Source organism: [Brevibacterium] flavum, from assembly GCF_019317305.1.
Taxonomy (GTDB): Bacteria; Actinomycetota; Actinomycetes; order Mycobacteriales; family Mycobacteriaceae; genus Corynebacterium; species Corynebacterium glutamicum.
In genome coordinates, this window is the sequence record NZ_CP079240.1 from 299,703 (window position 1) to 315,123 (window position 15,421).

General features: G+C 52.2%; 10 protein-coding genes. 5 read left to right on the forward strand and 5 right to left on the reverse strand.

Annotated elements, in window-relative coordinates; all coding sequences use genetic code 11:
- Window positions 1–45: 45 nt before the first annotated feature.
- From KW808_RS01430 to KW808_RS01440, 3 genes are read right to left on the reverse strand one after another with little or no spacing between them, the layout of a single operon-like run.
- Window positions 46–798, reverse strand: coding sequence for a type 1 glutamine amidotransferase (locus KW808_RS01430; protein WP_003863371.1), 753 nt, complete (start codon window positions 796–798; stop codon window positions 46–48).
- Window positions 798–2,069 (reverse strand): Mur ligase family protein, encoded by a 1,272-nt coding sequence (locus KW808_RS01435; RefSeq protein ID WP_003863369.1) that lies wholly within the window; start codon window positions 2,067–2,069, stop codon window positions 798–800. Before KW808_RS01435 ends, KW808_RS01430 begins: the two co-directional genes overlap by 1 nt.
- A gap of 29 nt (window positions 2,070–2,098) precedes the next feature.
- The gene (locus KW808_RS01440) at window positions 2,099–3,181 is read right to left on the reverse strand and encodes a DNA polymerase III subunit epsilon (protein WP_499652454.1); all 1,083 of its coding nucleotides are present in this window, start codon (window positions 3,179–3,181) and stop codon (window positions 2,099–2,101) included.
- Window positions 3,182–3,722: 541 nt separating this feature from the next.
- Between KW808_RS01440 and KW808_RS01445 the strand changes: the two genes are divergently transcribed.
- The 5 genes from KW808_RS01445 to KW808_RS01465 all read left to right on the forward strand — a co-directional run bounded on the left by KW808_RS01445 (window position 3,723) and on the right by KW808_RS01465 (window position 12,360).
- The gene (locus tag KW808_RS01445; protein WP_003863364.1) at window positions 3,723–7,058 is read left to right on the forward strand and encodes a SpaA isopeptide-forming pilin-related protein; all 3,336 of its coding nucleotides are present in this window, start codon (window positions 3,723–3,725) and stop codon (window positions 7,056–7,058) included.
- Window positions 7,059–8,130: 1,072 nt separating this feature from the next.
- Window positions 8,131–9,660: a SpaH/EbpB family LPXTG-anchored major pilin gene (locus KW808_RS01450; protein WP_003863363.1), complete on the forward strand. Its 1,530-nt coding sequence runs from the start codon at window positions 8,131–8,133 to the stop codon at window positions 9,658–9,660.
- Window positions 9,661–9,848: 188 nt separating this feature from the next.
- The gene (locus tag KW808_RS01455) at window positions 9,849–10,664 is read left to right on the forward strand and encodes a class C sortase (protein ID WP_034983480.1); all 816 of its coding nucleotides are present in this window, start codon (window positions 9,849–9,851) and stop codon (window positions 10,662–10,664) included.
- Entirely contained in the window at window positions 10,661–11,539 is an 879-nt protein-coding gene (locus KW808_RS01460) for a class C sortase (RefSeq protein WP_003863361.1), read from the forward strand. Before KW808_RS01455 ends, KW808_RS01460 begins: the two co-directional genes overlap by 4 nt.
- Complete coding sequence (locus tag KW808_RS01465; protein ID WP_499652456.1) at window positions 11,536–12,360, forward strand: surface-anchored protein; 825 nt, start codon at window positions 11,536–11,538, stop codon at window positions 12,358–12,360. Before KW808_RS01460 ends, KW808_RS01465 begins: the two co-directional genes overlap by 4 nt.
- 85 nt (window positions 12,361–12,445) lie before the next feature.
- Here the strand turns inward: KW808_RS01465 and leuA are convergent, their stop codons facing one another.
- Window positions 12,446–14,296: a 2-isopropylmalate synthase gene (leuA, locus tag KW808_RS01470; protein WP_003863358.1), complete on the reverse strand. Its 1,851-nt coding sequence runs from the start codon at window positions 14,294–14,296 to the stop codon at window positions 12,446–12,448.
- 255 nt (window positions 14,297–14,551) lie between these two features.
- Entirely contained in the window at window positions 14,552–15,421 is an 870-nt protein-coding gene (locus tag KW808_RS01475) for a DMT family transporter (RefSeq protein WP_011013505.1), read from the reverse strand.

A 15,421-nucleotide genomic window follows, 5' to 3' on the forward strand; every position in this document is an offset into this window, starting at 1 on the left:
AAACCGGGTTCCCTCAATGAGAGGAAACCCGGAACTCAAGAAAAACTAGGCCAGGCGTTCGGCGCGGAGGCGGTCGATGACGTCGATGTCCAAAGGCTCCAGGTCTTTCAGCGCGACACCCATTGCTTTTGCGAGCATGAGGTCGGCGAGTTGGGGGTTTCGGGCGAGTGCGGGGCCGTGCATGTAGGTGGCGATGATGCTGCCTTGGACGGCGCCTTCGGCGAATTGTTGGCGTTGGTCATCGGTGTTTTCGGAGGCTGCCCAGACATCGGTGTTGCCTTCACCGCGGACGACTCGTCCAAGTGGTTCGGCGTCGGGACCCAACAGGGTGGCACCCATGTGGTTTTCAAAGCCGGTGAGTCGTTCGGTCAGCTCGGCGGTGAATCCGGCGCGGGTTGGTGTCGTTTCGACTTCTCCGATGGCTCGTTTTTGTAAAGAGACGGTGGTGGCGTCGATAAGCCCAAGGCCGTCGATGACGCGGCCGGCGGCGCGGAAGGAGTCGCCGAGTACCTGGAGACCTGCGCAGACTGCGAAGATGGGGCGGCCTGCGGCGGCTGCGGTTTGGAGGCCGCCGTCTTTGGTGAGGTGTTCGGTGGCAAGGATCTGTGCGGTGTCTTCGCCGCCGCCGAGGCAGTAGAGGTCGAGGTTGGAGGGGACGGCGTCGTCGAGGGTGACGCGCTGGATTTCAGCATTAATGCCACGCATGCGTGCGCGTTGGCGCAGGACTAGTGCGTTGCCGTCGTCGCCGTAAGTTCCGAGTACGTCGGGGAGGATGAGGCCGATGTTGAGGGTGGTCATTATTGTTCGGTCCCTTTCTCCAGAGCCTTTTTGAGGTCTCGGAATGCGGTGTAGTTGGCGAGGACTTCGATGCGGCCGGGAGGGCAGGCTGCGATGGCGTCGACGGGGTTGGAGATGAGCTCGTGGTCGATTTCGGCGTAGGTGAGGCGGACTGCCAGGTCGGTGCCGCGCTCGCCGGAGGCTTTAACGGAGAGGTTTTCGAAGTCTTCGAAGCGGACGTCCCAAAGCCAGGAGAGGTCTTCGCCGTCGGCAACCTGGCCATTGACGACGATGACTAAGCCATCAGCTGTGCGATCAACCATGGAGAGGGCTTCTTGCCAGCCTGCTGGGTTTTTGGCGAGCAGGAGGTGGACCTTGTGTTCACCGACAGTGATGGTGGAATAGCGTCCAGCAACGTTGTTGACGGAGTTGACTGCGGGCAGTGCGGAGGAAACGGGCACATTAAATACGGTGGAGGCTGCGATTGCTTGTGCCGCGTTGCCACGGTTGGCCTGACCTGGGAGGTTGAGATCCAAAGTGAGGTCGCCGGATGGTGAATGGATGGCATCACCCTCGACCTCCCATGAGGGGGTGGGACGTGCGAAGGTGCGGCCGTCGAGAAGCGTCTTCTCGGCGCTCCAGTGACGTCCGTCGTGGAGGATGCGGGATTCGGTGCGTGGGCAGGTGACTGATTCGCCTTGCCAGCCGGTGCCAGCGCCGACCCAGATGACGTTTTCGGCGTCGAAGGCCACGGAGGTGACAAGCACGTCGTCGCAGTTGGCGATGACGGTCATTTCCGGGCGGGAGCGGACGGCGTCGCGGAGGACGCGTTCGATTTTGTTAATTTCGCCAACGCGGTCGAGCTGGTCGCGGGAAAGGTTGAGCAGCACGAGGGCGTCGGGCTTGAGGCGTTCGATGGCGGCGGGTACGTGCAGCTCATCGACTTCCAAGACCACGTGTGAGGCGTTTCGGCCTGCGAGCAGCGCAGAAATGATGCCGGCGTCCATGTTGTCGCCGCCTTCATTGGTGGCGACGGTGTAAGTGCTGCGCATCGCGGCGGCCAGCATGCGGGTGGTGGTGGACTTGCCATTTGTGCCCGTGACCAGCACTGTTGGGCGGTTGTTGATGAGGTTGGACATGATGTCCGGGTCTACCTTGCTGGCCACCAGTCCGCCGATCATGCCACCGGATCCGCGACCGGTCGCTTTGGACGCGGATGTCGCAACTTTTGCTGAGACGATGGCGGCAGTGCTGCGCAAACGGCGTAGGGGTGCAGGCAGTGAAAGCTTCATGAAAAACGAGTCTAGTTAAGCAAACGCCACTAGTGCTTTTCGACGTCCGCTTTCTTCCCTTCTTTTACCCTTTTAACAGCTGCTAAGAAGGCAACGTCAGATAGCAACGGAATTCCTTTACGCTGCGCGTGCATCGCTTTGCCGTCGATATCGCGCGTCTGATTGCACACAACCACCGACGTCTGCCTGGTGAGTTTCTCAGAATACGCCAAATCTGCGTCCACGCTTGCCTGAATAATGATGTCCGGATCTACCTCAATTTCCGGCGCGACAACCACTTCCATGCCCGCGATCAGCGTCTTGCCTGGCTCATATTTTCCGGGGTTTACCAGCGTTGACGTAGCTTCCTGGGCCTGCACTCGGATGGCCGAGCGCTGCAACCCGAATTTATCGGCGCGCAAAGATTGTGGATCGATTTCTGCCAGTGGTCCAGACTCCCTCAATGAGCTGAAAAGCTTGGCTACCAGCAGCGTTTCCTCGCGACACAACTGGCGGTGTGGCACCTGCGCGCGTTCCACCGACGCCTCCGCTGCAGGCGCGTCAAGGCCGAGGGCATGTGCGACACCCCGGATGCGCACGTCGTCCAAAGCGATTGCTTGTCGACGCGCCGATGCAAGCGTATCGACGATCACCAGCGGCTTTGGGATGTGCCCCACGCGCTGCCTGCGGCGGCCGCGCCCACCACGGCGGTTCCCACGATTGTTGTTTCGATTCGCCCGGGCAGCATCATTCATTGCGCGCTTGGCTTCAGAAACAATAAAGCCCCAGCTCCGCGCAGCATTGTGAATCAACAAGGTACGGCCATCGATGAGTCGGTCCAAACTTTTCAGAATCTGGCCGAAACGTTTAGCGCTGGCGAACTCTTCCTCGGTCACACCATGGAGGTGGAAAGGACCTGGATCAGTTTTGGAATCCAACACGGCGTGAAAAGTTTCCACCGGCTCTAAACCAGGGGACAGTGTCACAAGGTCAATGGTGACCATGCGTGACGTTGATGGATGGATGCCACTTGATTGAATGGTGACGGAAACAAAAGGAGCCGCCTCGATAGCTTCTTGGCGCTCAGCTTCGATTCTTGCGGCGCGATCTTGTGATTCCGAAGTGGTGCTCATTTTTACAACTCTAGTTGTTTAGTGAGTTTTCACAGCATTGCTCAGCGGAACGATCCGGACAACGCACACCAGTTGGATGTTTAGGGTTGAAAGATATTGGATTTTTGGCCAATGTCAAGGTGGTTTATAACAGCGACAGTCATTCTCAAATAAAAATAACCAGACAATAATTCTTAGTGACTGGGAACACATTTTGACAGGCTGGGCGGGGTGTGAGGGGTTATTCGGGGGTAGTGGAGTTCCTTAGAAAATTTACTCAGGTGCAGATATTAAAAGCGATACATAAGAAGAAAACTAATCAAATTACACGCTTTATTAAATCTATGTGAGAAACATAAATGAATTCTCTTAAATAGGGCTAGTTTTTCTTGGATTTAAGCTGCCACGGTCCTTGAAACCTTCTGGTCAGAGGCGATATCCCTATGGTTTACTAGCTTGCGATTAGCAAGACCTGTGCCCATCTGGGGTAGAAAACTTTAGGAATTAGAAAGACAAGGGACGCGAACCGAGCGTAAAGGTTCCCCCTTGGCCAGGGAGGATAATGCGCACTTCACCGAAGGTTTCATTGTGGGGCAAAGCTGCACAGCCTCTTGGCCGGCGTGTCCTATCGAGCGCCGCTGCCGCTGCTTTAGTAGCGGGCCTTGGCCTTACCGGAGCTGCACCAGTTTTGGCTGATGAAGAAACGGAAACCAATGTCGAAGAGGTTACGTCACCAGATTTAACCGATACTGAAACAGAGCAAGATTCAGAAAAAGTCGATGATGGTATCGAACTTCCCACCACTAATCCCCTAGATCTAATTGACACCCTTTTGGGCGAAGAGCCTACTGCTCCGTACATTCACTGGGATGTGCGAGACACCGAGGGAAATCTCGTGCCTGGAGCAACTTTTAAGCTTGAGCACCGAGACGGCGATGAATGGGTATCCGGACCAGGAGCCGATCAAATCGAAGACTGCGATGAGATCTGCGCAGCATTAAAAGACCAAGATCAGCTTGATATCGACACCACCGCCGGTGAGATTCTCTTAGAAAACCGGGACACCGGACTGGGTTCACGTCTGGAAGAAGGCGAAAACTACCGCCTCAGCCAGGTCGAGGCGCCAGAGGGGTACTCCTGGGTGATTGAAGGCGAAAACCCCCAAACCATTGGTGACGACGACGAGGATTCTGCAAAATGGAATGGCGTTGACATTCACGATTTCGGAACCTTTGAAGTCCAACAAGGCGCACCAATGGCTTTTCGCGCAGCGCGGGCAGGTGATAGCCTGACCTGTGAACCTGGATACGTGTACGGAATTAGCGCTACTGGGCAGCTCCAGCAAGTAACAAATGGCAGTGTGACCAATATCGGACGCAGCGCAGCGGGCGTAGCCAGTTTTAACGGACTGGGCATTGGCGACTTCGGTCAAACTGTCTATGCCTACGAACGCCAAAACAATGCACGTACCGCAAAAATGTACAGTTTTGATCCCGGAACTGAACGATGGTCAGATACCGGCGACTCTTATAACACCGCTAATTCCCCTGGATTTTACCAAGGAACATTAGTGGCAGGTGCCGTTAATCTGAGTAACGGTAAATACTACTTTGGTGGATTCCAAGCATCGGGGAGTGGGCAGGTTTTCAAAATTTGGGAATACGATCCGGAGCAATCCTCTCAGAATAGATTCTCCTACAAGGGTCAGATCCAAACTTCTAGATTTTCCAACCCCACCGCCAACGGTGACATGGCTTTCAATGCTGCCGGCGACCTCTTTGTTGTTCGAGGTAGTGGATCAACCACCACAGTATTCAGTGTGACAGCAGAGAATTTTGAGGCTGCAAACGGCGGATCCATCACGACTTCAGGATCAAATAATTTTACAACCATGAGTAACGTCAACGGCGTTGCATTTGATTCCTCAGGCCGTGCGTACCTGGGATCTGAAAGCCAGATTCGTTCCTATGCGATGCCCGGTTGGAATAACCGGCAAGATGTTGTTACCAGTGGTTATTCAGGAACTGACCTTGCCAGCTGTTCTTCTCCCGCAACCATCACCATTGAAAAAGAAGTAATTGGTGGGCGAGTCAATGCTGATGATCAATTTACTCTGACCCTGAATCAGGGATCTGAACAATTGGCGCGAGCTACAACCACTGGTTCTGATCTGGGAATCCAAGAAGATCGCATTGGACCGTTGCCAACGGGACGAAACGTTACGCTCAATTTCGCTGAAACCGGCGCAAATGGAACTAATCTGGCAAATTATGCCACCGCATATCAGTGCACAGTTACTTACATTAGCGGTGTTGAAATAGAGCTTGACCAAGAACATGGAACCTCAGGCTCGGTTGTGATTCCCGCTGATGGAGATTCGGTTAACTGCGTGATTCGAAATTCTCCACTGGTGGCAACAGTGAACGTGACCAAGCAGGTTACTGATGCTCAGGGCGAAAACCCACAACCTCGAGCTGGCTGGGATGTTTCGGCTTCCGCGGACTCAACACTTGAGGTGACCCCCAATGCGGCTGTTCAGCAGACAGATGCGGAGGGTACTGCTTCCTGGGAGATGAAGTTCTCCAGCTTTGACCAGACATCTTCAGTGTTTGTATCTGAAGTTATGCAGGACGGCTACCAATTCCAGTCGGGCAAATGTGAAGTCACTTCACTAACTGGTTCTAAACGTTCGGTAGATCTGTCTGGTCCGGAAAGCACGACTCTTGCTGATGTTGAGCCTGGCGATACTGTGGACTGCACCTATGTGAATAAGCCCGCGACAGGTGCATTTAAAATCATCAAAGAATTCAACGACTCTGTCCTAGCTGGTTTTGGAGAGAACACTGAGTTCAAGGGAGCTTATGTCTGCAAGCTTGATGAGAAGGTAGTCCGTGAAGGTTCTTGGACTTCAACTGGCGCAGGTGAAGCTGTGCTGGATCCTGCAGGCGAAGACTTGCCTTCTGGTACTGAATGCTCAGTTACTGAAACGCTTCCTGAGGCTACAGACGGTTTGCCAAACAATTCCTGGACCTGGGATGTTCCAAGGATCAGTAATTCTGCGATCATTGCTAGCGATGAAACTGGCGAGGTTACTGTCACAAACGCAGTGAAGCGTGTGTATGGCAAGTTTGATGTAACAAAGGTGCTTGAAGGAACCGCGGACTCGGATCTTAAGTATTCGGGTAATTTCAGCTGCCGTCTTGATGATGAGACTGTAACTGGTACCTGGGGTGGCATTGCTGCAGGCGATACCTGGCATGCAGATGCAACGCATGAGATTCCCCTGGGTGCTGAGTGCTCAGTGCTTTCTGAAGAACGACCTGAACAGCCAGTAAGCAACGATCCTTCCTATTCATGGGACGGGGAGCCAGAGTTTTCTGCTGCAGTAATTTCAGTGCCTTTGGATGCAACCGACGCTCATCTGATTACGGTCACTAACAGGACGACGCAGCAGCTAGGGTCTGTTATTTGGTTCAAGACTGATTCGAACGACGTGCTTCTTGAAGGCTCAGAATGGCAGTTGACGGGACCTGGAACTGATTCAGTTGCAATCCAAGATTGCGTAACAGCAGATTGTGAAGGCGTGCTAGATATTGATCCAGCATCAGGGCAGTTCAAACTTGAAGGTCTAGCTTGGGGTGAATATGTCTTGAAGGAGACTAAGGCACCTGCCGGTTACCAACTTCGAGATGAAGATATTACGTTCACGGTTAGTAACGCTGATCCTGCGAGACTGGATTGGGATCTCGGAAGGTTGGTCAACGACAAACGTGATGCACCGGTAATTCCATTGACAGGTGGAATTGGACGAGATTTCTTCTCAATCCTCGGTGTGCTCGTTCTAGCTCTTGGAGCTGGCGCCGTCGGACTAAATAAACTACGTCGCCGCGAAAAGTAGATCACACGAAGTCATTTTTAAGATGACTTAACCCCCCACCCGGAAGTGGCTTTAAATAGGTTGCTTCCAGGTGGGGTTCTTTGCATTTTTATGTCAGAAACCGTGTAGAAATCTGTATCTACTTGTTTTGTAGACAAATAAATAACTGTACGAATATTAGAGTGGGTAATTTCACATAGATTTGGCAGGTTCAGAGCGGGGGAACGTGGGACTTTTATTGAAATATGTCGTTTGAAAAGGAGTAAAAATAATCAAATTCTAGTGGGTGCGCGGAAGGCCTTTGGGATGGTCAATTTGGGGTTGGATTTGAGCTGGGGTGAGGGGTGTGGCACTGCCTTCCTGGAGGTGGTGGTGAGTTGTGAATGTGCAGAATTAAAGATTGATCGGGTGGCATCTTCGACCACTTTTTCACATTGAATTTAATTATTTTTTCCTCCTAATGCTTTTTCAGGGATATTATGGTTGCATTTCGATGAAAAAATAGCTTTAAGCTCGTCTTTTTTGAGTTTTGACAAAACTTAAAGAATTTGATTTTTACCCTCGAATGGGGTTGAAAAAATTGCACAAAACTAAGGTTTTCTAAGGTTTTCTAAGGTTTATCCATTGGGGTGGAGTTGAGTAAACGATGGTGAAAAATGTCAAATTCTAACGAATCCTGACACTTAAAATATTATATGAAATTGATATATTTTGCAGAAAACTTGGGCTTTGAGCGGGGGTTTTAAATCCAAGGTGAATTGGCTCAAATTACCGAGTTTGAGCTAAGGAAATCTGCTAATTGGGTCCTTTTTGAACCGGTAGATCACCAAGATTTTTAAAGTGAATTCCAGGGCGTTGAAAGCATAACTAATTCTGTATAAGAACCGTATAAGAAGTTAATAAGTGGCTGTTTTTCGTATATAAGTTTCGAATAAAAGGTGCGATGATGTTGAGGGCTTTAGCAAGTATGCGTTGTGAAAGCTGGGGCAGGGATCGCATCTCATGGTCAGTTTTAGCTAAAAGAAACCACATCTTTTTACCCCTTTTGTGGCCGGCATTGCGGCAGAGGAAAAGAAATTCATACGGAGGAAAAATGACTAGCAAGTCATCGGCGTTTAGGCGCCTCACCGCCGCCGTCGGCACAGTTGCCGTCGCAGTGGCTGGTGTCATTTCTATGGGGCAGGTTGCTTCTGCACAACAAGCAACAGCAGTTGGTCCCGATCAGCCAGGCGCACCTACACATGGTTCCCTAACTGTTCATAAGTACGTGGGCCAGGAGGGTAACGCCGGTACCGGTGAGGAGATCTCCGTGCCGGGTGGACAGCCACTTGAAGGTGCTGAATTTACCATTTGGCGTCTTGGTACCAATGACGGTGATTCTTGTGAGCCAATCGATTTGGCTAACACCAACGATTGGGCGCAGGTTCCAACTGGTGCCGCACCTCGTGAGCTTTCCGCAGTTCAAAATGATTTCTGCCTCGTTGATGGAGGCACTGCTAGAACTACTAACTCTGCTGGCGAGTACACCTTCGGCAACCTTGACCTTGGCTTGTACTACGTTCAGGAAACTGATGCCCCTGCAAATATTGTCAGTAGGACCGCTCCGTTTTACGTTTCCATCCCACTGCCACATGCTCAGCAGAACTGGCTCTACGACGTTCACGTGTACCCAAAGAACCAGGAAGTAGATGCGCCTACTAAGACCATCAACTCTGATTCGGATCAGGCTGGTAAGGGACTTACCGTTGGTAGCGTTGTTGAGTGGACAATCAGCCAGACCGTGCCCGCTCTGAATGATGGCGAGCAATACACCTCTGCGACCATTTGGGATGTTTTGAATCCTGCAGAGCTTGAGTATGCAGGTACCACCTCCGTTTCCCTCAATGGGACTCCACTTGTTGAAGGCACTGACTACACCATTGATGCAGGTGTTGTTTCTTGGTCACTGACTGAGAAGAAGCTTGCTGAAATTAAGGCTGGCGACACCATTGAAGTTGTCTTCACCACCACTGTTCTTGCCGTAACAGAGACCGGTGATATCGATAACCCAGGTAGCGAAGGCCCAGACAAGCCAGGTTACGGTTCTGAGTTTAACGGTGGAACCACTCCTGGCGGCACCACCCCACACACCTACTGGGGACAGCTGACTGTGAACAAGGGCGATACTGGAATGGTTAACAAGCTCGCTGGAGCAGAGTTCGCCGTATTCAACAACGCAGAGAATGGTGTCTGTGCACCAGAAGCACCTGAGACTGATGCAATTGCAACCGGTGTTTCCGATGCTGAGGGCGTTGTTCGTTGGAACGACGTTACCCCGGATAATCCACTTGGACTGTGGATTGCAAACTCTTCTGATGGAGAAATCGCGAATCCAAACAAAGATTACTGCCTGTATGAAACCAAGGCTCCTTCCGGTTATGTTGCAGGACCAGTTCAGAAGGTGAACATCACCCCTGGAACCACTGCAAAGCTTGTTGTTGATTTCGAGAACACCAAGAAGGATGGTCCAAACCTTCCTCTCACTGGTGGTCAGGGCACTTTGATGATGACCATTGGCGGTCTTGCATTGATGCTTGTTGGTGCAGGTGCAGTTTACGCACTGCGTCGCCGTAACGAAGCATAGTTTTCCCAAGGCTGAACCACTAGTGGTTTTGGTTGGCGGTGGCGCACAAAAGCGACACCGCCACTGCTCATTGTTTGATATTTCAAGGAGAATCGTTGATAACGTCACCGCACCCAGGCGAAACTAGGAGTCGCTCTGGGGGCTTTCCGTGGTTACAGATTCTTGCTGGCCTGTTAATTGTTGTGGGTATGGCAATCTTTCTTTATCCCCAGACTGCCTCATGGTTTAATCAACGTGAGCAGTCGAAGGTTACGGCGTTTGCGATGTCTCAACTTCAGCAGCCTCCCAATAATGATGCAGCTTTTCGGGCTCGTCAGTTTGAGTTGGCGCATCAATATAATGAAGCCCTCGCTAGTGGGGCAGTTCTTAATGCCGGTGCGAATATTGCCGTCGGTGATGGTGTGTCCAGCAATGATCAGCTTGTATACAACGAGTTGTTGAATGTTGGTGACAATGGGTTCATGGGGCGTATGAAATACGATTCCTTAGGCATCGATCTTCCCATTTATCACGGTACTTCCGAAGAAACCTTGAAGCATGGCATTGGCCACTTGGAAGGTACGTCACTTCCTGTGGGAGGTGAAGGTACCAGGTCTGTGCTTACTGCTCACCGTGGCTTGCCTGAAGCAACGCTTTTCAATGAGCTTGATCGTGCTGAGGTTGGCGATCGGTTTACTGTTTCGGTACTTGATCAGGTGTTGACTTATGAAGTCACGGAAACTCGGGTGATCTCGCCTGATGACACACAAGCGATTATGGCTGAACCTGGGCAGGACCTCATCACGTTGATTACGTGTACTCCGTTGGGAATCAATAGTCATAGGATTTTGGTAACTGCGGAGAGGGTGACGCCGACTCCAGAAGCTGACATTGTTGCAGCTGCTGTGGTTCCAGATATTCCAGGATTCCCTTGGTGGGCTGTCATTTTTGGAGCAACAGTGTTGGTGGCTGGCACTTACATTGTGGCAGCAATCCGGAAACGAAACGGAGAAGTTGAACAATGAGTCAGCATAAAACTCAGAGGCGTTCGCCGATTCGGTTTTTGGCATTGTCTATTGCTGTTTTGGTGTTTTTGGCTGGTGTTGTGACAATGCTTTATCCCGTTGTGGCGTCATCTTTAAATGACTGGGAACAAACTCGCGCTGCAAAAAACTACAGTGCGGATCGCGATATTCTTCCTCTTGCAAGCCAACAGGCTTCGTTGGAGGCTGCTATTGAGTACAACAATCGAGTGGGCGATTTGCCGCTTTATGATGCGTGGAATGGTCCAGAGAATCCTGTGAGTCCTGAGTACAACGATTACTTAACGCAGCTTTCGGATGGCAATGCCATGGGGCAGTTAGTTATTCCGACGATTGATGTGAATCTCCCGATGTATCACGGAACTGATGAGGAAACCCTAGAAAAGGGAATTGGCCATTTGTATGGCACATCGTTGCCGGTAGGTGGACAGAGTACTCACTCGGTGCTTACGGGCCACACTGGAATTGTTAGTGCGACGATCCTGAATCGACTAGATGAAGTCGAGCTTGGTGAAAGCATATATATAAGGACAGTTGGGCAAGATTTGAAATATGAAGTCAGTGACATTCGTGTTGTCTTGCCTGAAGAGACCGATTCTTTGCGGATCGTGGAGGGGGAGGACCTCCTTACTGTCATTACATGTACTCCTTACGGCATCAATAGCCACCGGTTGTTGGTGACGGGCCACCGAGTCCCCATGGACCCCAATGAGGCAGCGGTGTTTGAGGAAGCTGGTAGTAAACTTGATTGGTGGATGCTTGTTGTTGCCGGTGCAGTGATCATGGTTTTCATCGTGATTTTTGTGCGCAGTCGTAAGAAGTCCACTCGGAAATTTGAACAGGAAACTATTCGATGAATCTCCTTTCTTCTCGTCGTGTTATGGCGTCTATGTTGACAGTTGGTTTGGCTGGGTCGCTGGCTTTTGCTGGGCCAGTTTCGGCTAGAACAATTACTGGCAATGTTTCTGACGTTTCTTTTGAGACTATTTCGCAGAGCTGCATTAATGGCATCTCCTTGGAAATTCAAAAGCAAAAACATAAGCCGTATCAGAATGCGCAGCCAGGGAACATTCCTGCTGGTGTGATTTCTGGGCTAACTTTTGAAGCCCTGCTGATTAATGATGTGGATATCACGTCTGATGAAGGTTGGAATTTAGCGAATTCCCTGTCGGTGAAGCAGGCAGAGGAGCGAGGATTTTCTCAGCGCTTTACTGCAGAAACTGATGTGGCGGGAGCTGCGAAATTTCAAAAGTTGCTTCCCGTCGGTTTGTACTTGATTCGTGAGATCACGCCTGAGAATCCGCATAAGGATTATAAAACTTCTGAGCCGTTCTTGATCACGTTGCCTGTGGGTAATGTGACAGGCGATGCGTGGCAGTGTGATGTGGTGATCAAGACAAAGGAGACTCCGGACCCAGACCCAGATCCGACTCCGACCCCAACTTCACCACAGCCCCCTACTTCGACAGAAACCACGACGACTCCGCTGGTACCTACCCCTCCGATCACGCCGCCAGCTGAGGATATAACTGGCAGCACCACTGAGAAAGATCCGAGTCGCCCTAGTATTCTGGCGTCTACCGATGCCAACGTGTTGTGGCTGGTAGGTGGAGCATTACTGGCTGTTATTGCTGGTGTGTTCTTTGTTCTTCGTGGACGTAGATCTAAAGACTCCTAAAGTAAAAAAGGTTCTGCCCTCACTCCACATGGAGTGAGGGCAGAACCTTTCGGTGTGTAGGGCCTAGGGGGAGGCGTCGTAAAGCTTAAACGCCGCCAGCCAGGACTGCCTCGTGGTTGACGTCCAGCGCGCGGTTTACGGCGGAGGTCACTGCCTTCAGCGAAGCGTAGGTGATGGAGCCAGCGATGCCGACGCCCCAGACCTTGCGGCCGTTGACCTCAGCCAGCACGTAGGCGGCTGCTTCTGCATCGTCGCCCGAGGTGCGGGCGTGCTGGTTGTATTCCTGGATCTCAACGTCGATGCCCAGCTTCTCCAGCGCGTTGGCGTAAGCAGCCAGTGGGCCGTTGCCGTGGCCATCGACGGTGACGTCCTTGCCGTTGTGGATGAGCTCGGCGGTGATGGATGCATCCTCGTTTTCGGTCTGAGCGTTCTCGACGCGCAGCGCGATCTGCTCAACTGGTGCGGTGCGCTCCAGGTACTCGGTGGCGAAGATATCCCACATTGCCTTGGAGTTGACCTCGCCGCCCTCAGCGTCGGTGACGTTCTGGACAACGGTGGAGAACTCAACCTGCATGGAGCGAGGGATCTGCAGACCGTGATCGGTCTTCATGATGTAAGCAACGCCGCCCTTGCCGGACTGGGAGTTCACGCGGATAACAGCCTCGTAGTCGCGACCGACATCCTTTGGATCGATAGGCAGGTAAGGAACCTCCCATTCGGTGTCGCGCAGCTGCTCCCAAGAAACTTCAGTGGAGCTAGCACCTGGCTGAACCTTGGCAGCCATGGCGTCCAGACCCTTGTTCACAGCGTCCTGGTGGGAACCGGAGAAAGCGGTGAAGACCAGGTCGCCGCCGTATGGGTGGCGCTCAGGAACGCGCAGCTGGTTGCAGTATTCAACGGTGCTGCGGATCTGGCGTATATCGGTGAAGTCCAGCTGAGGGTCAACGCCCTGGGTCAGCATGTTCAGTGCCAGGGTGACCAGGCAGACGTTGCCGGTGCGCTCGCCGTTGCCGAACAGGCAGCCTTCGATGCGGTCAGCGCCAGCCATGTAGCCCAGCTCAGCTGCGCCAACGCCGGTGCCACGGTCATTGTGCGGGTGCAGGGACAGGATAATGGAATCACGACGGTTTAGATTGCGGTGCATCCATTCAATGGAGTCTGCGTAAACGTTAGGGGTGATCATCTCAACGGTGGAAGGCAGGTTGATGATCATTGGGTTCTCAGGAGTTGGATCCATGACCTCAACAACTGCGTCCACAACTTCCTTGGCGTACTCAACCTCAGTGCCGGTGAAGGACTCAGGGGAGTACTGCCAGCGCCAGTTGGTGTCTGGGTAATCCTGAGCGACGGTCTTGATCAGTTCAGCGGCATCGGTAGCCAGCTTCTTCACCTGCACCTTGTCCATGCGGAACACCACGTTGCGCTGCAGGATGGAGGTTGAGTTGTAGAAGTGCACGATAACGTTTTTTGCGCCTTCGCAAGCTTCAAAAGTACGGCGAATCAGGTGCTCACGAGCCTGAACCAGAACCTGAATGGTGACATCGTCAGGGATCATGTCCTTTTCGATGATCTCACGAACGAAATCAAAATCAGTCTGGGAAGCTGAAGGGAAACCGACCTCGATTTCCTTGAATCCCATCTGAACCAGCAGCTCAAACATGCGGCGCTTACGCTCAGGAGACATCGGATCAATCAGAGCCTGGTTGCCGTCACGCAGGTCAACAGCACACCACTGAGGTGCAACGGTGATTTTTTTATCTGGCCAAGTGCGGTCCGGCAGAGAAATATCTTCTACCTCAACCTCGAAAGGCATGTAGCGGTTAACTGGCATTGAGGAGCCACGCTGCTTATTCCATGCTGGCTGGCCTTCATTGCGAGGCCCAACTGGGGTTTCGATCTTGGCAGGTGCGGAGATGAATGCATCGTTAGGAGACATTGTGTTCAACCTTCTTAAAAAGTTTTGGGTGGGTCCACGACCGGCAACACCAAACTCCGCGACGGGATGCCGGTCGTGTTAAGACCTCTGGGACCCGCCGCGGCGAAGAAGAAGTAGATTCGCACGCGAAGTCATGTGGTGAAGCATACAACAACTTTGTGGTGTGGGTAGCAACTCGGGGGGAGTTTTCTTTTAAAAAAGCTTTTCGACGCCCAGTTCCAGTGCTGTCATGTCTCGGGGGGGAACTTTGGAGTTTTACCTTTTCGATCCGGCCGGCATTGTGCTTGTACGAGACAGTGCAATGGTGGAAACAATCATCACCAAGAGTGCGATGCCCATGGCGATCCATTCCCAGTCCACGACTTGGAATTTTTCGCCCAGAACCAAGTAGCCCAAACTGAAGGCGACAATTGGTTCGGCAATGGTCATGGCGGGTAGCGATTTTTGTAGTTCGCCAGCGTTAAAGGAATACTGCTGCACGATTGTTCCAAGTAATGCGGTGAGGATTAGGCCGTAGCCTTCCCAGTTCAAGATGAGTCCCGTTATGCCTTGATGGACAAAAAGATCCACCGCGGCTTTGGACATCACTGCTACGTAGCCAAACAATGCGCCTGTCACAAGGCCAAGGATGAGTGCTTTGTCCTTCTTTAATACGTATTCCGCAAGCAGCCACATTCCGCCCATTACTGCAACGCCGACTAAAAGTACTGGAATCCATCGATCGAGTGGGGGATGGGGGTTTCCGGGAAGGGGGCGTCCCAAAACGATCATGATGCCCACGGCTACGGTGAGGAGGGTAGCCCAGAAGATTTCAGTTCGGCGTAGTCGGTAGCCATTGAATCGTGCTGAGAGTGGCAGTGTGAACATCAGCGACAGGACAAGCACTGGTTGCACTACCAAGAGGGTGCCGAAACCAAGTGCTACTGTTTGTAAGAAATATGCCAGCATCGCGGTACTCATGCCTGCCCACCACATCGGTGTCATCAGAGCATTGAGTAAAGGTGAGCTCCTTAGGGAGCCATCTTTTGGGGTGCGGAGCGCGATCCGGTGTCTGACCACGGTGCCCCATGCGATTGTTAATGCCGATGCTAGGGCGAAAAGCACGGCGAGCAGATTGCTTTGCAC